The sequence below is a fragment of the Dysgonomonas sp. genome, assembly GCF_035323175.1.
Lineage (GTDB): Bacteria > Bacteroidota > Bacteroidia > Bacteroidales > Dysgonomonadaceae > Dysgonomonas.
The window spans coordinates 1-20,748 of the sequence record NZ_DAOKYH010000024.1 but is presented as its reverse complement, the minus strand read 5'-3'; the positions used below and the strand labels follow the sequence as shown (position 1 = coordinate 20,748).

The 20,748-nt window shown below is 31.2% G+C and carries 12 protein-coding genes and 1 pseudogene; 2 read left to right on the top strand and 11 right to left on the bottom strand.

The window, feature by feature from the left end:
- Positions 1-492: 492 nt before the first annotated feature.
- On the bottom strand, positions 493-1,803 hold the full coding sequence (locus PKC55_RS16695) for an ATP-binding protein (protein WP_291129904.1): 1,311 nt from the start codon (positions 1,801-1,803) through the stop codon (positions 493-495).
- Positions 1,804-2,368: 565 nt separating this feature from the next.
- On the opposite strand from PKC55_RS16695, the gene PKC55_RS16690 reads away from it, so the two are divergent.
- Both PKC55_RS16690 and PKC55_RS16685 read left to right on the top strand, forming a co-directional pair.
- A complete protein-coding gene (locus tag PKC55_RS16690) occupies positions 2,369-2,674 on the top strand; it encodes a helix-turn-helix domain-containing protein (protein WP_324373589.1) in 306 nt (101 codons plus the stop codon).
- Complete coding sequence (locus PKC55_RS16685; protein ID WP_291129907.1) at positions 2,662-2,958, top strand: helix-turn-helix domain-containing protein; 297 nt, start codon at positions 2,662-2,664, stop codon at positions 2,956-2,958. Before PKC55_RS16690 ends, PKC55_RS16685 begins: the two co-directional genes overlap by 13 nt.
- Positions 2,959-3,104: 146 nt before the next feature.
- Here PKC55_RS16685 and PKC55_RS16680 read toward each other — a convergent pair whose 3' ends face one another.
- The 10 genes and pseudogenes from PKC55_RS16680 to PKC55_RS16635 all read right to left on the bottom strand — a co-directional run.
- Positions 3,105-3,986, bottom strand: coding sequence for a putative phage abortive infection protein (locus PKC55_RS16680; RefSeq protein WP_291129909.1), 882 nt, complete (start codon positions 3,984-3,986; stop codon positions 3,105-3,107).
- Positions 3,987-4,958, bottom strand: coding sequence for a hypothetical protein (locus PKC55_RS16675; protein WP_291129912.1), 972 nt, complete (start codon positions 4,956-4,958; stop codon positions 3,987-3,989). It lies immediately after the preceding gene.
- Positions 4,959-5,510: 552 nt separating this feature from the next.
- Positions 5,511-7,784 carry an MrfA Zn-binding domain-containing protein gene (gene drmB / locus PKC55_RS16670; protein ID WP_291129915.1) on the bottom strand — a complete coding sequence of 758 codons (2,274 nt, stop codon included), beginning with the start codon at positions 7,782-7,784 and terminating at the stop codon, positions 5,511-5,513.
- A gap of 1 nt (position 7,785) precedes the next feature.
- Positions 7,786-12,060, bottom strand: a complete 4,275-nt coding sequence (locus PKC55_RS16665) for a helicase-related protein (RefSeq protein WP_291129917.1) — start codon at positions 12,058-12,060, stop codon at positions 7,786-7,788.
- Positions 12,060-14,522 carry a hypothetical protein gene (locus PKC55_RS16660; protein WP_291129919.1) on the bottom strand — a complete coding sequence of 821 codons (2,463 nt, stop codon included), beginning with the start codon at positions 14,520-14,522 and terminating at the stop codon, positions 12,060-12,062. Before PKC55_RS16660 ends, PKC55_RS16665 begins: the two co-directional genes overlap by 1 nt.
- The gene (locus PKC55_RS16655) at positions 14,522-16,264 is read right to left on the bottom strand and encodes a nuclease-related domain-containing DEAD/DEAH box helicase (protein ID WP_291129921.1); all 1,743 of its coding nucleotides are present in this window, start codon (positions 16,262-16,264) and stop codon (positions 14,522-14,524) included. The genes PKC55_RS16660 and PKC55_RS16655 overlap by 1 nt, the downstream gene beginning before the upstream one ends.
- A 1-nt stretch (position 16,265) precedes the next feature.
- The gene (gene dcm, locus PKC55_RS16650; protein WP_291129923.1) at positions 16,266-17,981 is read right to left on the bottom strand and encodes a DNA cytosine methyltransferase; all 1,716 of its coding nucleotides are present in this window, start codon (positions 17,979-17,981) and stop codon (positions 16,266-16,268) included.
- A gap of 3 nt (positions 17,982-17,984) precedes the next feature.
- A complete protein-coding gene (locus tag PKC55_RS16645) occupies positions 17,985-18,419 on the bottom strand; it encodes a very short patch repair endonuclease (protein ID WP_291129926.1) in 435 nt (144 codons plus the stop codon).
- 409 nt (positions 18,420-18,828) lie between these two features.
- On the bottom strand, positions 18,829-19,707 hold the full coding sequence (locus tag PKC55_RS16640) for a hypothetical protein (RefSeq protein WP_291129928.1): 879 nt from the start codon (positions 19,705-19,707) through the stop codon (positions 18,829-18,831).
- 540 nt (positions 19,708-20,247) lie between these two features.
- Positions 20,248-20,625 (bottom strand): annotated as a pseudogene (locus tag PKC55_RS16635) (tyrosine-type recombinase/integrase); the annotation flags it as partial.
- Between the last annotated feature and the right edge of the window lie 123 nt (positions 20,626-20,748).

Here is a 20,748-nt window from a genome sequence, read left to right as displayed (position 1 = left end):
CATCACTTTTAATTTTTTATAATTTATTAACTTTAAAAGTATGAGATTCAGCTGTTACGGGCAGGTCTTAAATTCGGGTAAACTCTACAAAATGAATGTATTATAATCTAAATTGGGGACATTTTTTCGGATTTTCGATTGTCCCCGAATTTGTCAGTGAACTATCCCCGAATTTGTCATTTTTTGCCACTTTATAGAAAACAAAATATCCTGAAACTCATTGAATCTCAGGATTTTACTTAATTTTCTATCTTATCTTGGCGGAGAGAGAGGGAACTTTGCCCTCAAATTTTTATATTGTATATCAATTGGTTAGACCATCGATATTTTTTGAACCACCAAATAACCCACGCTTATTATTCACTGTTTTGCAATGAGTTACACTAAAAACAAAGATACAATTTATTTATATATTAGTCTGGAAAATGGACAAATATTTTACTCGGAGTATAATAAAATTCAATTTTCGAACATCCCTCCATTTTACTCAAATTACATATTCTCCAGAGAAAGACCTTTCAGTTGGATTTTATATTTTGAAAGTTCTTTTTTTATAGAATCAACCTTTGCCTGAAGAAGATTTAAATCGATTTTCTTCGGATTACGTTTTACTTCGGCAACAATAGCTGTCTTATCCAAATCATTCAATGCTATCAGATCAATTTCGTTTAACCCTTTATTGTCCCAATAGCTGCCAATCATAGTAACCCTCTCCTCCTCTACCGTTTTTGCCTGAAAATATTTCTCCAAGACCAGTCCGCTGTATTGCTCGTAATTCTTATCAATATATTCTCGAAGCAATTCGTTCTTTCCCATTTCAATCAATGATTGGTTCGGGAAAATAAACCTGAACCAAAAACGAAGATAATTATCATTCAGACTCCAACGGTTTTTACGGCTCTCCGGTTTTGAAAACATCGGTTTGTTTCTTATAATAAGAGAATACTCCTTCTCAAGATTTACCAGATAGGCGCCTGTATTTTTTTTGATAATGGAATCAATTTCACTTTGGGTAGTCTTTCCCGAAGCAATTAACTGCATAATGGAAAAGTATGTCCCATATTCCTTTCCAAACTCAGAGACCAGTAGATCTTTACCTTCACCAAGAAAGGGAGAATCCGGACTTGTAACCATATCCAGCATCTTATCTTTCGTAAAAGCTCCAGCTTCCATTAATAAATCAAGATATTTAGGGACTCCTCCAGTAAGCATATACAGGCACAGAAGATCCTCTGCCGTGTATTTAGGATTATAATCATTTAATATCTCCTTGATGACACTTACTGCAAATGGTTTCAATATCATTTTTGATGTAAGACGACCAAATAAAGGTTCTTTCCTATTCTCAAAGATCTTCATCATCATTGAATAGATAGAACCGGAAGCTATAAAATTGATTTTAGTCTTGTCTTTATACTGATCCCAGAGATTCTGGATATCACTGAATATAGATGAATTTATATTATCAAATTCTTGAAATTCATCAATTATCAGCGTATAATGTTCTTGTGTGGCAAGAATAAGTAATTGTTCAAAGAGGTCTTTAAATTGGGTAATATTTCCAAATATCTGTATGCCTAAAGCTCTTGTTGCATCTTTTTGAAACTGTTCACAAAGAAGTGGTTCACTTTTTCGGGAAACAAATAGATATAAATATTTTTGACCTTTTATAGATTCGAGGAGAAGAGATGTTTTACCGATGCGGCGACGCCCTACCATAACCGTAAAACACGAACTTTTTTGAGATTGCTCCAGTGTACGGGTTAAAACCTCTAATTCTTGTATTCTATTATAAAATTTCATCTCAAACTATAATTTAATGACTATTATTTTAATATCCATTACAAAAATAGAATATTTTATTTAATACTTTACCGACTAACGAGATTATTTTAATGACCATTATCTTAATAATAGTTATATAATAAAATAACACTCAGCCAATCTGCTCGTTTATTATTGAAATAAGGTGATTTCCTTGAGGAACTAGCTCATCAAGTCAAACTCTTTTAATCTGTTTTTTTAGAATAGATCTAAGACAAAAGTTAAATATCATCTAGATCTAATTAAATAAGACCAAATTTTATTAAGTCACAATCCTACAAGTTTACGCATGTGCTTTTCTGATAAGAGCAAAATACATGAGCCTTATGAAGAGTTTGTTCCAAATATAGCTTTACTCATTCTTTAATCTCATAAATCAAATTTTATAAACTATCAACCATTTTCACGAGACAGACAACCTTGCAAAGTATGACAAATCATGCCTAAACACGACAAATCATGCCAATACACTGATAATCATTGCATTTTCAAAAACAAGCACTTATTTTCGTTGAAGTTTTTAATTATTAAATAAATTAATATTATGCAAAATTTATTCTTTTATCAAGAAGTTGATAAAGAAACTCTAGATTGTTTCGAAGGTTTCTTGATTCAAATTAGTCAATTATGCGACAAGCATAAAGACAAAACACTAAATGAATGGTTGGACGCACAAGATGTATGTGGCATTCTTAATATCCGACCAAGGACCCTCCAAACTTACCGCAACAAGGGTAAAATTGGCTTCTCTCAGATTGACCGCAAGATTTATTATAAACCTTGTGATGTCAAGAAAGTATTAGATTCCAATAGTTTCAATTCTAAAAACAAAAAATCATGTCAGAATTAAAAAAATCCAACAACAAAGTTGCAAACCTGAATTTATTGATTGAGAATGTCAGATCTAAGATTGAAAAGACATTCAGCAATTACAAACCTCTATTCAATGGTGAAAGATATTTAACCGATTTCCAATTATCTAAAAAATTGAATATCAGTCGAAGGACACTACAGGCTTATAGGGATAAAGGTTTGCTATCTTATATTCCGTTAGAAGGAAAGATTCTATACAAAGAATCAGATATTGAAAAATTACTAGAGAAAAACTATTTGAAAGCTTGGAAAGAAGAATAATCTAACCCTTGCTTTAGCATAAAATTGAAAGAAGAGTTGTATCATAATAATGAATGCAACTCTTTTTCATTATAATACAACCAATTTTTCATTTTTAGACATCATATGGATTAGAAAAAAGAGAGGTATGAAAGAATATGGACCTTCTAGTTTTTTTTAGAGGATAACTCATCTCTATTTAAAAATTTAAACTTAGTAAATTGATATAATATATGATGCTTACGATCTAAAAGACTATTCTTATCTAGATTTTCAAGAAATTGATATTGTTCTATCCACTTTTTAAATTGGAAGACTTTTTTGCTATTTATGCCATTAGAAGAAATTGCATTATAGAATATTATTGCAAGTTCATCATTTGATAATTGAGCCTGTAGTAAATCAATATACTTTCTCTTATCTATCTTTTGATTTGTTTGTGCTTCAATATGTTTTATTATATTGAATATATATCTAAAATAATGCCCTAATTGACTTTGATAGATTTCATATCTTTTCATATAAAAAACATCTAGTTCTGTTGTGATATCTCTGATATTTAACTCGTTTTTAGATTTTTCTTTTTCAGCTTCTAATATCCTATCGTCAAGGGGCTTACCTTCTTTCTCTATATAATCATTATATTCATCTTGCAGGAAAAGTCTGAATTTATGGATAAAGGCTTGACCGTGAAAATCGTTCTTTCCTTGATTAGATTTAAAAGAGCCTGAGATGGATTGTCTTATCTCTCCTAACATAGACAGCATATTAAAAAAGGTCGTTTCAAATTGTTGAGCTACTAATATTAGTTGTGTCTCTTTAAATTCATCTCGTTGATAGTTCAAAGTTAGAAACAAAAGGAGAGAACCTGTTATTGTAAAAAACATCCCAACTATACCTCCAATAAACTCTCCTGCATTACCTTTTAGACTCTCTTTTGTAAAAGTGAAGATATCATCTGACTGCATATAAATATATACAAACCAAACTAATAAAGCTAGTCCTATGAGGGTAAATAGGCCAGAAAATATAAAGAGAACCTTTTTCATTTATTTTCTATTTTCCAATTCTGTATATATATCTTTCAACAAGGCTTTAGCCTCTTTATTTATTGATTCGTAAGTTGGGTTTTTACTATTGTCCCACTTAATTTTATCTGTTATTTCACAAGAATAGCCATATTCATCTATTTGGCTACGAGTAAATTTCCTAATAGTACCCCCAACTTTCATAATAAACTCTGTAGCCGCATATTGCAATCCGTCGACTGAAACAAATTTATTACCTTCCAAAAATTTATTTCTAGTAAAATAAGGGAATGCGCGTCCCCGTTTTGACTCAAGGCTTAGTTTTAGTCTAGAATCATGAGGTTGAATTCCTACGCTTCTTGCCACAGTACTATTATTTATCTCTCCGCAATTAACCTCAGTTAGTACCAGTCCTTTCATTTCAGATTCAGCAAATGCATGTTTAACCAATTCAACGGACGAGAACCTTTCAATAGCTAGGTTATAATCTGGATGTTTCCGTTTAAACTCATAAGTGAAAATATTTTTACACAATCCATAAACTCCAAACTGTTTAAATCTTTGTAAGATAAGAAAGCCTGTCGTGTTATCCTTACCAATATCAAATAGAAAATAAAATGGGAGTAATGGGGCATCTCCTTCATCTTGTTTATATTTTCTTTTCCCGGTTTGCGTATCTATAACATCTTGTTCTATTCCATACTCACCAGACTCATATAATCCTGAAAATGAACGACCGAAATATTCCATATATGGTTTATCGTCACTAGGTCTTCTTTTTATTCGTATCACTTTTTGGTTAATTTCGTCTTTCATCAAGTCCTCGTCTTCCTTAGTTTTGATATACACCCAATTCTCCATACAATCTTTGAAGAAACTATATATATCGTGACCATTATCATAATCACTCAAAACATAGTTTGCTTTTCTATCCCCGACTTTGTTTATTTTAATAGAGTAAATGTTCAATGATACTTTTCCGTAGTTATTCATAGCATTATAAATAAATGATTTAATATTAAGTTATAAATATATTATTTACTTTGTACCAATACAATAAAAAGTATTATTTTTATCTATAGATAAAGTCTTAAAAAGCTAGTAATATTTCTTTCTAAATTAGAATCTATTTAATATTATAACTTTTCTGAAGAAATAGTCAGGATAGAAAACAAAATACATCAAATAAGCTTCTAAATAATAGATGTATTTTATACAAAAAAATACAATAGAACCAGCTTTAATTACCTACTATTCTCTAAAATTACTTGGCAACAAACTGACTACAACTTCAATATGCTCCCATATAAAGGGATGGTATTTTAATGGAATAAATATAGCTCGATTATTTGATAATTGTATTCGCAAAGCATGCATCCTCAATGAAAACTTCATTAAATTCAAGATGCCTTCATTAAGGTTGCTTTATAATTTCGGTGATACTCTTTATTATTTCTTACTATTTATATTGATTTAAGGTAAGTCTGAGATCAAATATATATGGTTGAATCATATCTAAATGCTTTTATAAAAAGCTCTGAATACTTATAATATATCTTTAAAATACCCAAATTCCTCATCGATTAATACCCTCCGATCTAAACCCAAGTTCATTTCTTCACAAGCAGTTTCTGCAACAAGAGAACAGGAAAAACAAGCTGATAAGTTTAAATCAAAAATTCCTTGTCCATCGGATTCCCAACATAATGGATCTGAAGAGCAGTTAAGACCTCTTTCAAATCCCTTTTTTATAATTTGTTGTATTTTTTCAGGTTCTCCTTGTGATACTAATCCGCCCATACTCCCTTCAGATCCTTCTGCTGTATAGATCAATACTCCAGACATTATTTTATTAGGAGTATTAGATATGTAAAGTCTTTCTTTCAAACTTGCAGTAGGATAACCACAAGAAAATTCTAGTTCTCGCATCATTAAATGAGAAAAAGAATGTATTAAGAAATGCTTAATGCCATTGTTCTTTATTTTTTGTTTAATTCCAGCTCCTTGTTCTTTAGTATCAATATTTCTATTCAAAAAAAACAAAAATCGATCATTGAGTTGTTGTAAATTGTCTTTTATCCATCGATTAATCCCTTCATCGTTAAATTGAAAAAATAGCCCTTCCCCATAAGTTTCATTTGCAGGAAGAACAAACAGTTCTTCTTTTTTTACAGCGAAGATATTTTGACCAATGGTTACTTCTTCAACAACTTTCTCGCCACTGTCATTTAATTGAACTATTCGTTCTTTAGGTTTAACTCTCGTAAAGTCTAACTGGATATTGGTTACTTTCAGCTCTTCTACTTGTTGTATTTTAGCAAAAAAAGGTTTCAGTTTAGTTGACAATTCAATATCTCGAAAATTGAGCCCTTTGTTTTTTTCTATATCCGAAATAGATGAATTTTGTGAAAAACACCTATATTCTTGCCATCTGTATTCTTCGTGTGAATCTATTGCTTGATTATCATCAAAATTTAGAAACATCATTTTTAACGAGTTCTCAAACTGTGAATTATTTGTGTTAATCACAATTGCATTATCTGCTAGAAATTCATCAAAATCAGAAGCAACTTTTTCAGTCCAAAACTCATTTTTTGAAATAGAGTTATTACTATTTCTCTTATTATATCGCTCCTCTAATATTTCAATAGCATCAAGTAATTCTATTGTTATATTTTCAGCAAGATGCATTGGAACAAATAAGCTAGAAAAGCCATTAGCATAATACATATTATTCGCTGTCACCAATGAAATCTGCATTTTTTCACGACCGTATTGTTGTTCACCACGAATGTAGCATTTTTCAAAAGGGATAGTATTTGCATTATCTAATTCTATCTCCCAAGGCTTTTGACCTTTACAATTTGGTTGCAAACTATTGATACCTTCTAAATTAATTTTAGGTTTATCTTTAGAAATACCAGAACCTAATCCGCAACTTTTACATTCTATAAATATACTTCCGTATCCTTCTGATTTTGTTTTACTTTCTGTCCAAACCAGATTTGGGTTACCACAACAAGGTTCAATATCAAATAAATTTTCGCCATTGTCATCTCTGTTTATTTGAAAAGTTTCCTTTAATGTTTTCCAGCTTAGAAATTTAGACCAAGGTACGTCTGATAAATGTCCATTAGGACAAATTAAAGTAAGATTAGTTTGTTCAAGCTCTCTATACTCTCTGTAATTTACATCCTGTCCTTCAATATTTTTTATTCTATACTCTTTTATAAAGTCTGACGCATCTCTTGGGGGAGCAAAATCATGAATAGTAGGTGTTCCGCCATTATTTCTACCTTCTTTCTCCCACATATCCCTCCATTTTGAAATTTCCCTTAATTCTCCCTTCCTGTTCTTGAACCATTTCGGGAAATGCGTTCCAACTATCATATAGTCACTTGAAATCCCATTATCCCCAGTTTTTTCTAAAGCTGTTTTTATTGGATGATTTTTCCAATTGGGCGTATTGAAAGATTCGTTAAGGGCCATATGTGGCACACCTATTAGGCACACTAAATTATTTAGCTCTTTTTCGGTTCTAATAAAGCGAATAAATCTTTGATCATCGATAAAATCAAATCCCCTATTAGACATTTCTGTTCTAGTAATTTCATAAATTCTTCTATCATCAGAATTATTTGAACGAACTAACTCTACTTTAGAATTTGCCCATTTTATAAATTTCCATTTATTTATATCAGAGATTAACACATAAGAACCAACTTTAGTCGCAATTATTGAACCGACACCTGCTGTTGAGGATAGTAATTTATATTTGCCTATTCCCTGATTGTATTGGTTTGATTTGAGTATCTTCATTTTAAATAGAGTTTATTTTAATGGCAGCTTCAGGTTCTATAACTCTTAACGACATTGGAACTTGCCATTTTTCACTATGGATATTTCCTTCGTATTCTTCAATATCAACATATAACTGTTCTTGTGGAGGAGTAGAATGTGGGGACTTATTATTAAAGACAAAATCTTTATTTTCTGATAACACTTTATTTGATTCTTCTTTCCATTCCATAAAAGCTTCTTCGATCCATTCTTTAATTTGATCTACATTCTCTTGTTTTAGTAGATTGTTGATCAATTTACCAAATTCAGAGAGCCTTTCTTTTCTCTTTTCGAAATAATAGGTTAACCCTGAAATAATCAAGCAAAGTTCGTTATCTGGTATAGATGAAATATTGCCTGCCGAATTTCTTTCAGTAAATCTTGTCGTATGCCGTATCATTGTTGCTAAATACAATCCCATATATCTCTCTACGGATTTTTTTGTGAACGGAGTAATAGAAATTGGCTCAACATAACTGTACATCTTTTCGTGGAACTCAATGAACTTCTCATAATGAGAGACGTCTCTTGCTCTAAAGGGATGATGTACCGTTAAAACTAAGCCATAATCATTTCTTGCAACACGGCTACTTGCCTGAATATATTCAGCGGTATTCCGTGGCATTGAATTCATAATAATGGTGTTGAATCGTGATACATCAATACCTACAGATATCATATTCGTTGCTACTACAAACTCCGGAGGCACTTTACCTCTTTGGCGTTCACCATCTTGAATATTTGCGAATCTATTTTGTGCAATCCATTTTGTTTCAACATTTTTCAATTCATTCTTCACCTCTTCTCCTGATAACCTTCCTGTCAGTTCTGCCTCGTGTATTGGACCATAAGTATAAAGTGAGTGCATAAGTTTTTGGGGACGAATTACTCGATTAAAAACCCTTCGAAGCTCCTTTAAAATATAGGTTTGTACTTGAGATTGTGTTTTCCCCACTTCTTTCAAACTGTTAAAATAAGAGATAGTTGAGTGATAAAAATCCATTGTCCTTTCAAACTCCTTGTTATAACAATCAAAATCAACAGGATTTTTATCTAATAATTCTTGTAATTCAAAAATAGCACGATGGGTCATAATTATAGCAGTTAACCTCATTTGCATCCAAATCTGTGTCCTTCCTGTGGGCAATACTCCGATATATTTTCTTTTAGATAGGTACTCTTCATCATTTTTTTCTGCGTTCTTGAATTTTCTACGATAAAACGCAAAAAAAGAATCATCACATTCAACTCCGGGTTTAGGAAAGAGGTCAACCTTTCTATCAAACAATGCTGCTATTTGCAACTGTGTATTCCTTGTAGTCGCAGTTGACGAAATTATTTTAGGCCTTGTACCATCTTCCCGAGTACAAAGCTGATCTATCGCTGATTCGTATAATGCAACAGCCGAACCAAGAGGTCCTAGTAATAAGTGAAGTTCATCTTGAATGATCAAATCAGGTGGCAAGTAGCCATTCTGGGGTTTGCCCTGTTCCCAATTCCCTCTACCAAATAAACGTCTAGAGTCTGCGTTCCTTCCATTATCTGTCCCGTTTATCTTATGAGCCAACTGAGCAAATTTGTCAACTGTACCGAATAGTAGTGTTGGCGGATGTTGATATATAATCTCATCTGATAAACATACAGGAATTGCTCCTTGGTCATTTTGTCTTACCCTTGCCCTCCTTTTTGGATAAGAAAAAGAACATTTATTATTGGAACATTTCAAATAGACTTTATTCGCAAACCATTGATTTTCCCTGTTGCTGAGATTTTCTGTATCCACCTTCTCTTCTCCTTCGATATTATTACCACACCAAGGGCAATTTGAAAAAGGTACTTTATTGGGATGTTTGTTATTTAGTTTCTCATATTCGATAATTAGATCTTCTGTTTTATTTGGTAATGAATTATTTCCAACCCATAACCCAATCGTTATAGGCTCTCTACCTAGATTATATAAATCCCAGCGTCTAATTAATTCCAATGCCATTATAACTAATGTGGCTCTTTGAAATTGTTGCATTGTAAGCAATCGCAAAGTGTATCTCATAATGGATGCAACCCCGCCACCTTTTTCTCTATATAACTTTCTCCGATTGATGATCGTAAGAGCAATCAACCCAAGATAAGCCTCAGTTTTTCCGCCTCCTGTCGGAAACCAGACCAAATCAACCCATTCATTTCTTCTTTCCCAACATTCATCTTCACCCTTAAAAATTCCGTCAAGGTTCAATAAGATAAAAGCTAATTGGAAAGCTCTCCATCCTGCCGATTCGTTATGTGGAGGAAATAATTTATCGTCAGCTTTTTTATAAAAGTCAAGATCAAAAATATCAAAGTCTTCTTGTTCAAGTATTAGATTCACTTCGCCGTTTTTTACTTTTACGGAATGCCATAATTGCATAAACATTGCTGCATTCATCAAACGAAAAGTATCAAGGTTTTCTTTATTATTTTTTCCATTCAACAAATCTTTAATATTCTTTTTCATTCGCAAGTAGTCTTGCTCACATTTATCCAATTCTTGATCAGCAATAGCTTTTAGTTCAGATTGATATTTTGAGTCATTTTTCTTATTTTCTATCCATTTCCCATAAGAGTCGACGAACGCTAATAAGCCATTAATAACATCTTCATCTCTTGTGTCGGAAAAGACAGACAGCCATTTGAATTCCTGAGATCGTGAGTTTTCTGAAAATAAAGGCAAAATAAAATCGTCATCATTGTTCTCAGTTGCAGATTTATTTTTATCTCTAGGAATAGGATCAATATCTGGTGTTTCACATTCTGGAAGATATTCTGTTTCCACTTTTTTCTTTGTGGTATGCCATTTTACTGAACAACCGTGACCAACGGCATAATCTTTAAATTGATCGTAAATGAATCGAGTGGTCGTATCTTCATCATAAATACCTATTTTATTGGGGGAATACGTAAAATCTGAATATGGAACCAAAAAATCATTTTCCAAACACAGCTTAACCCCAAAGAAAGCTCTTTGATTTACAACTTCGTTAAAGGTAGAGTAATACCTACTATCCTTTTGTTTATCCAGATCAAATGCCGTACTAGTGTTAATTAGTTGAATCTTTACAAAGATTTTGTTTCCATTCTTTCTAGAATCCCGGCTCAATTGAACATTAGCCGAAAGAGAAGCATATTCTTTCTGTTTCTCATTGAGATCAAACCTAAATAGATGTGCTAATCCTTTTTGCTCAATCCCTTCTTTGTCTATGGATATTATGTCTTCTCTTTCTTTTGGCTTATTGTATAAAAAAGATATTTTATTTTGCGATTTTGGGAAATTAATATTTTTTATTTTTATTATCTTTTCGATTAAATTTGACTGCCAAAGACCATATCCTCCTGAATAAATATCCAAGAGATTCCTTAGGTGTTCAGAGATATTTTCAATCAGCTCTATTTCTTGGGTAATTGCAAAAAGGATTTTTCTTTTTTCTGTATCAGTGACCGAAATTTTTAATTCATAATAGATAGTTGATTTTAGATTACTTAAATAACATTTTTCTTTGGTTAAAGAAACTGGGAGATTTATTACTCCTTTCATCTTATCATATAAGTTCTCGGCATAGTTTTTTTGAATACTGCGGATAGTGGATTTTAATTCTGTAATCTGTTCAGTACTGATCTTAGCTAATACAATAAAATCATTTTTTTCTATGGAAATGATTGAAAACTGATTTAAATTATGTTTTGATAAAAATTCCCTGAATGCCTTTGTTTCAGCTTCGCACAGTAAGCCGTATTTCTTATTGAACAATCCTTCTTTGTCTTGCTTGAGTTTCCTATAATATCTGAAGGAAACAGTAAATTCGATCTCACCTCTTTCTAAGTATTGTTCGCTCAAACAACAAGTCAAACCCATCGTTTTCGGGAACATTTGATTCAATTCCATTCCTTTTCCTATATCTTCAGATTCTAAACTACTATTTTGTGAATCATTTTCCTCAACTCCGTCCTCTTTATCCGTTTGTTCATTATTGTCCAAAACGGCTCCTTCATTACATGTTCCGCTATTATCTTCTGGGAAAAGAATGCCCGTACTATAAATTGCAGCAGGAACAATATCTAATATCTCAGAATCATAGTTTATAAATGGTTCAACCTTCAAATCTTTCTTTACTAAAGCAGTATCTTTCAGGTTAACATACTTATACCCATTAATTCCCGGGCCTAATATCTGTTCCCTAATAAAAGTCTCTAAAGAAGTTCTTTTCTGTAATATTTTGTTCATTATTCTCCCTTTTTGAATTTTTCTATTTCTTTTAATTTAATCTCCGGTCTTATTAATTCAACCAAAGCAATCAAATTATCACCTAAGTATCTTTCATCAATACCTAGTTCATCTAATGGATGTTCCCGTTTATAGTTATCAAGTTTGGCAACTATAATTTTGCTCAAATCTACCCCATCATCAAAACAACCATCATTGAACAGATTCTGCAAAAGGCGATTCATTTGCAAGGTACTCTGTCGAGTTGATTGCTTAGCCGCATTTCTTAATCGTTGTATGAGTATGAAATATGTTTTCGGTAATTCAAGAAACTCACATAGCTCAATAAATATCTTTTTGTTGAGCGGTGCCATAGAGTCGCTTTCGGGATTCAGCCAGTTATTTTTAAAATGATATAACGAGACAATCTTAAGTCCTTTACTTTCTAAATGCACTTTTAATGTCTCATACAATTCTTCTTCCCCCGCAAATAATGCTTTCTTTTTTAATAGAATTTTCCAAAGTCTTCCTGTTTCTGCATCGTCTATTTGAAATTTCTGACGAATGATATTCAATTCTTTTTCTTGTTGCTTTGTGTCTATCATCTTCTCATATAAATTGATATTTTTTTGGATCTCATCAAGATGATGGACAAAACATTTTATATCTTCATCGATTACCTCTATAATATCTCCTATCCTTTCTACTTTAAAACTCAAATCGTCTGTTGAGTAAATAAAAAGTTCAGAATTATTAAATGTTCTCTCTCTTTCATTTTTCAACTTTAATTTGATCGTTTCACGATCAGAGTTTCCGAAATACTGTTGTTCCAAATTCCAATTTGTATCATCATCTTTTTGTGGGCGTAAGCTATTAATGGAGTCTTTTAATCTTTCCCAATGGAAATATTTCCTTCTAATAGGATGATCTATCTGCTTATATATATCTTTTGACACATTGTGTTTTGCCCATTTATATATATTCAAAAATAGAAATTTCTGAAAAATAGCTTCAGTAGCCATAGATTTTGAAACAGTTGTTTCAATTATATTTGGATAAAAATAATATGGATATTTCCCTTGATCCTGATATGCCAAAATGAGAGTTGCTTTATTTTCAATAACTTTGAAAGTAGACCAAGAGAATAACTTATTTTCCTCTGTCAATAAAAGAGATGAAGATATTAATCCTTTTAATTTCTTTGACTTAAGCACGAGATTATCAACTATAAAAATCGTTTCGCTTTTTGTTTTGTTGATTATGATTTGATCCATATTAGTGCTAATGATTAAGTCCAACATATTCTCTAATGATTCTTTTAGATTTAATAAATCCTCTTTTCTTAAATCTAACAGTCTTTGTTTAGTTTCATCAGATATAAGGTCTGAAGTATCTTTTTTAGAAAATATTTCTTGAAGTATAAAGCCCTTTATTTCTCTATTAAAGCATAAAGAATACAAATTCATCATCTTAATAGAACGCAATTCATATAAATCCTGAACATTTGTTTCAAGCATAAAAACATCCCAAAAATGAGATTTATCTATCCCTATGAATGAAACTGGAATATTTCTTTTTGATTTTCTTCCTAAAAGGTAATCAATCTCAGATCGAGTAATAGGGTAACTATCTTTAGGAGCTATTTTAAATCTACTCTGTATTAAGCTTATTTTATCTCTTAGTTGCTGAATAGAAGTGTTTTTATTGCCAAAGGTTATAATCAAATATTTTTTTAAATCAATGTCATATTCTATAATATCTTGTAAAGAAAAATACTGCATCGTTTTTTTTCTTTCGCAATCAAAAAGGATTATCGTTTCGATATTATCAATGATGGAATTATCCACTTCATCTATTTGATTTAATGTCAATTTTGTATTTAATAGATTTGGTGTTGAATGATTGTTGTAATCCCCTATATCACAAGCATATGGATTTATTTCAAAAATATTACCCAAGGAAGTGGCAAATTGAACTTGGCAATTAAAAACAGTGTTACTTACAATTTCAATATTCTCATCTAATTGATCGTAAAAATTAATTAATGCCTGAACCTTTCTTTTATCCTTAATCCAATTTTTATAGATTTTATTTCCTCCTCTTGCTCCTTCGGGACAATTCATAGACAATCTCTTTTTCTTCGATAGTAATGCTATCTTAAATTCTTGCAACTTAGTGATATCATCATTGTCAATTCTACCTTTGTCAACATTCTCTATAAACAATCTGATTAGAATATATTGAGCAATTACCAATAGAGAATCGTCGTCAAAATCATATTCAAAATGTAAATGGAGCGTTTTGGTTTCAGAGCTTTCTTTTGAAAATGCTTCATTTAATAATAAATGAATGTAGCGTAGTAAAATGCTACTCTTGTCTTTTGTCTCACTTTGGATCAACTCAAAGATTTTTTGAAAAAAAACATTCTCTTCATCCTGAAAATGAAGTAAATGTTTGCGAATATGTTGATCTATTAAATTCATTACTTCACTATATTAATTTCGAGATTGAGCATTGCACGAGTAATACCAACAAATATTTCGTATTTATTAATCTCCGAAGGCGTGGAAATGACCATATAAACATTCTTCTTTTCTAATCCTTTAAATTTCAAGATCGAAGTATACCGAAGTTTATTCGCTGTATCTCCAATATTCGATTCAGATAGTTCTTCAATATCTTTGATAATCAGCAATTCTCTTAGATCTTCCTTTCCTTTATAACTTCCTTTTAGGAAAGTTGACTCAATTAGAACTACACAATCATTCCCTCTCAAGGAAGAATCTGTTTCACGAATTGGTGTTAAAACATTTTTCACAATACTCCTTTTTACACTTTGCAAATCTTCGTGGAGCAAAACAGATATATTCGGATACAAATTCTTAAAATTACTATCACTAATTATACTAGGGTGGTCTAATATTTCTGAACTCAATTTTCTAATATCAGGATTCTGAGCACTTCGCTTTACTTCACTCAATTTGAAATGAGAATAATATTCTGAAATCAGATCGGCAAGCTCTGAAGCATTTCTTCCACTATTAGAATAACTCTGATCTATATCATATATAATAAAAGAATTTCCATTCAAAAGTCCTTTACTATTATAACCTGAAAAAGAGTTTATAAACAGATCCAGTCCCCTATCAAATAAATCTTGGGCTTCATCCACTACAAGAAAATCATAAGGATACAATCTCCTTTCTTGCTCTAACCTTAAAATTGTATCCTTAACCAATTCATAAAACTCATCTTCTGTGAAATTACTCAATGTAATATAGTCTATCTCAGGATTAAGATTTTGAAAAAAGCGAAAAAATGTTGTAATTTCTATATTGCATGATAATTTACGTTGATCTATTAATGATTTAATATAATGCATTAATAGATTATTCCAACACAAATAAATACCTTTTTTATTTTGCTGTTTATCTATGAAAGCTTTGGACAGTGTTGTTTTTCCCGATCCGGGAGGCCCTTCAATTAATATCCTTTGATTTTTATAAAGTCCTTCAAGAATTTCTATATTTTGAATTCCAAGCCATTCCAAAGTATTTATAGAGTTATTCGGGTTTCTATCACTAATCTTAGGACTCAATATCTTTTTAATTACTGAATATTCTTTTGACGTAAAATCATCATAATTTCTGAAATGCTTTTTATGTTTGTTTTTTGAATAAGTGATAGCACTCAAAAGGAATTTTTCGATGGAATTATCAAAAATATCAGCTTTATATTTCGTCCATAGAAGATTTGAATTTATTAATTTTGATTCAAAAGGATAGTCAACATGAGGAAAAGCAACGACCTCACAAAAGAAGCAGTTCTTAAAATTGTTAAGTATATTATCTTTTAAAGTAAATTTATATCCTTCAACCTGTTTGAAAGGATTCTGTTTCATTGGAGTTTCATAATTTTTCCCATAATAGAAGATATTATCTATTGTGGAAACAGGCCCTCCTTTTACTTCCAATACGATTAATCCATGCTTGGACAGGATTACAAAATCAATTTGAGAACTTGTTTTCTTATAATAATTAAAGTGATCTGAATGCTCTGGGAGTTTCAAATCGTGCCAAACATCCCATTCTAATTCACTTTTACCTAAATCCTCCCATAGTTTCCTATAGATATCTATCTCACCACGGAGAGGACTTCCATCTTCTTTTACAATGATGGTTTCTAAAGCATCAATTGGATTATTTGGATGAAATTGCACAGGCATGTTATATCGAACTATTAGCTAATGATGAAACTTTATTTATCGCGTATAAAGCAAATATTTGCTTTAGTGGTACTTTATGTTTTTTGGAGAATATGACTATCTCAGATTGCTCGTATTCTTGCTTATCTATATTTAAATTGTTGATAATTAAACCGATCTTTTCAACCAGTTTAGTCGGTTCTATAAATGGATGTTGAGATATCTGTTTCTCATACATATCTTGCAACATCTCGCTTTTTGCTATTTGAGAAGAGAAACCATTATCTATAAAATTAACAAATTCTTTTCCACAAGGTAAAGTGATTAATGTTTTTTCAATATATCGATAGTATTGATCTGGGAAATTAAATATCGGAAATCCTTCACCATTGCCATATTGAACAGAGGTAATCCATTTACCGATAGTTTTCTCATTTTTATCAATGTCGTAGTTCGACAAAGTAACTGTCATATTTCCGTCTTTAAATGGATGTCTTCTGAATCGCGAACCTTTATTTCTTTGAGGTGGAGTATCAAAAAACTTATGAGAAAAAGTGTTGAGATTGTTCTCTGGCCTGCGTACAACTGTTTCAACGATTAGGTTGGGTTGCTCATTTAAACCAAGTTCTTTTAAGACTTGTTTGGCAAGCGCACGAGATACAGAGGGGCAGACTGCATTACCTACTAATCTCCATTTTGTTGTTTCTCCACCACAGAATTGATAAGTGATAGGAAACCCCATGATGCATGCCGCTTCTCTCACTGTTGGAGTTCGATATTCTCCATTGCCTTTTCTATTATATTCAGATTTATATATTATTGCTTCTCTTGATGTACCTATTTTGGTAGCGGTAATAGTTCTACTTGGTTTATATTTGTTTTCGGGGAAAGCCATTTTCCCCATATAGGGATGATTGATTTTAAAAAATTGAGACTGCTTCCATTCGCATTCAAACAATCCTGTATCATAAAAATTATCTGTTAGTTCTTTTAACTCAATTGATAGATTTGGATAATTTGGATCAATTATTTTTCGAGTACTACTTTTGCTAGTCGGACTAGGTAAGTGATTAATGATTGAGTTTAAGTCTTTCCATAAAGGAAGATGCACTCGATTACTATCCTCTTTATTATGAGTAGCAAGAGGAATCACTAACCGTTTTCTTTTAATAATCTCCCCAGAGATGACACGTTCTCTCGATTGGGCACTACCATAATCTGCCGAATTGATTATTTGTTGATTTCCCTCTAAGCGAATTGCAACTTTTGATTTTCCAATCTTATTTTTAGTTGCCCATTCCCCTAAGCCTAATTCTTCAAATGTATATTCAGCACCAAGATGTTTAATGGAACTAGGCACATTTTCCATAAACCATGCTTTGAGCTTAGATTCAGGTTGCCATTTTTTTATTGCTACAATTCTAAGAAATATCTGAGTAAGTTTAATCCCTGAAGTTTTATCCGCTTTTCCTGAAATATTTGATGAAGAAAAAGTCACACAAGGTGGACTTCCAATAATGATATCGGAATCAGGCAACGCCTCTATTTCTTCTATCGAATTCTCAAAATCTAATACATTCTTAGTTTTACAATTTAGCTTAAAATTGTGGTTATATGTGTTAATGGCTGGTTCCCAAGAGTCTATTCCTAACAAAATTTTATAACCTTGTTGCCTAAAACCTTCGGAAAATCCACCTGCTCCACAAAAAACATCTATTACAGTTAACTTCTCAGACATAGTTTATAATATTTCTTTTATGGAACATACACAAGATGACAAGTCTTTTTTAATCTGGTATTTCCATATTGTAATAACAATCCAGCCCATATTTTCTAACTCGATCTGTTTCGCGTAATCTCTCTCTATATTTGCTGTGAATTTATGCTCCCAGAAATCAGAATTTGTCTTAGGAACTATAGATATACAATAAGGACATCTATGCCAAAAACAACCATTGACAAAGATTGCCAATTTCTTTTTAAGAAATGCAATATCAGGTCTTCCTTGAGCTTTTCTCCAATGAATCCTGCAACCTTTGATCCCTTCTTCCCATAAATATCTCCGGAGAATAAGCTCTAGTTTTGTATCCTTCGCTTTTATAGAACTCATTATTTTTGAGGTCAATTCGTTTTGGGGTATAGGAAATCTTCGATCTCTAATATATATCTTTTCCAATTTATAGTAGATTTTTCATGTTGTCCAACAAATATATAAAATAAAGAGGACTCAATCTCTTGAATATTATTATTTTATTTTGATTTAATCTATAAATTGGCTCTAATAAGAATAAAACAAAACAAAACAAGCCTTACAGCATTTAAATAGAAATAATAATCTAAATTAATTATAGAGAAGCTATGAAAGCCCTAAAACATCTCATCTCAAAAGAATAACTCTTAACTTCGCAAAGTATTCTTCAGGGTATAATGTAATTATAATTGATGATTCCTCACTAATGAGAACTGATTGTATATAATTCCCGAACAGAAAGTTAATGGCTGTATGGGAGAAGTATAAATGTAAAAATTATTTTTATGTATTAAATTGTGTTATGTTGTAGTAATACAATAAAAAATAGAAAAAACTAAACCAAATTTAAAGCATATTCTTTATACCAATACCTCGCATTTATCTTATCTCCTTTTACGATAAGAATATTTTTATCAACCGCTTCCTTGAGGTCTTTACTGGCAGTAGAGCCTGAGATATTATAATAAGACAGATAGTCTTTCCGGGAGAAGGGTTCTTTAATAGTTCCTTTTAGGACTTCGACTCGGCCAGATTTAGGATTACACAACTCGTAGTAATATTCAATACATTCATCTAATAAAAGATCAATCACTGATAAGAAAAGTTCATACCTGGATGAATCTGTACGGAGTAAAATTTCAGGAAGAAAATCAAATAAATCATTTACCTGCTTCTGCTCTTTTAAATAGTTATTGTATGCTAAACTTAATATAATCCCATGTTCTTTATAAAAGCGATTGATTAACCACCCCTCAATGAAATAATCAGAAGTCAGATTATTACACTCATTACAGAAGCCGGAAATAGAGTACAAGAAAAATTGGGGTGAAAAATCGGTTCTTTCTATAATTCGGTTTAATTTCCAACTATCTATTACCTCAAAATATTCGTTCCTGTTATATAATTCAGTATATGTGTTAATATCCAGTTTCTTATTTATTAAATGAGTAGCATGAAATTCAATTAAAGAAAGAATAGGCTTTACATTCTCTTGTCGTATTGAATCTCCTAATCTCAGTGAATCAAGAATTACTTTATCTGGATAGATTATATTTTTCTCTTTAAGAATTCTTTGAATATTTTTGATAACACAAGCCCTATCAAAGTCAATATACCTGTTTACTTTCCTAATCTCCTTTAGCCTACCAATTTTCTCAGAAATTGAGACAACCAAAGAAATCATCTTGTCAGTAATTTTGTATTCTAATATCATAAAACAGCTATTATATTATCAAATATATAATATTTTCATGATAACAAATTCGTTCCATAGGTATATATACTATAATTTACATTATTTTTCAATTTATAAATATATATTATTCTTTTATTATAGTATAAATAATAGTATATTATCAGTTTCCGAATTCTCCTACACACAATATACACTATAAATTACACTATGTTTATTTTCTTTTATTATATTCATGTATGATTCGTATAAATTATTAAAAACACGAAATGTATAAGGCTTTTAAGGATCTTCACTGAGTAAACTTTTGAGTTTGCTTTAATCCTAATGACTTAGATTTAGCCTATCTCTCAATATCATGACATACACTTGGACATGTTTAATTTAAAATGGCTAAATTATGATGTAGAATAATTTTACTTTCGAAAAGTTTCCTAAATCAATAGCTTATTTAATCAAGGAACTCCTATTTTTTAATTATGAGAAGACCATACAAACAGGATATGAATTTGAGAGGCCTTTAGCCTTAGAGATTGGCAAAGTATATGCGACTATTTATTATTATGAAGCAATAATCTCATCTCTAGATAAGCCCGTATAATAAATTATCTGCTCAATAGAATATTTATCTTCTTTCATTCTTTTTGCTGTATCTAATAATTGTAAATAGATATCGTAGCCTTTTTTCATTTGTTTTGAAAACTCATCGGCATTGACTAAGCCTCTTTTAAATCCTTTCATCTCCTCCCCTATCTTCTGCTTTGTAATCTGAGCATAGATTTGTGTTGTAGTGATGTTAGTATGCCCCAACATTCCAGAGATAGATTCTATACTGACTCCATAGCTTAAGGCTAAGGTTGCAAATGAATGTCTGGCTAGGTGGAATATTAAATTTTTTCGGATACCGCAGACTTCTGCAATTTCTTTTAAATAGCAGTTTTATTGATTTTATCTACTCTTTATCAATCAATTACAAATAGCAAAATTTATAGAGGTAACGATTTAGTAACGGTTCTTCTGACTGAGGTTTGCGATCATTTACTAGTCAGATAACTCATATTG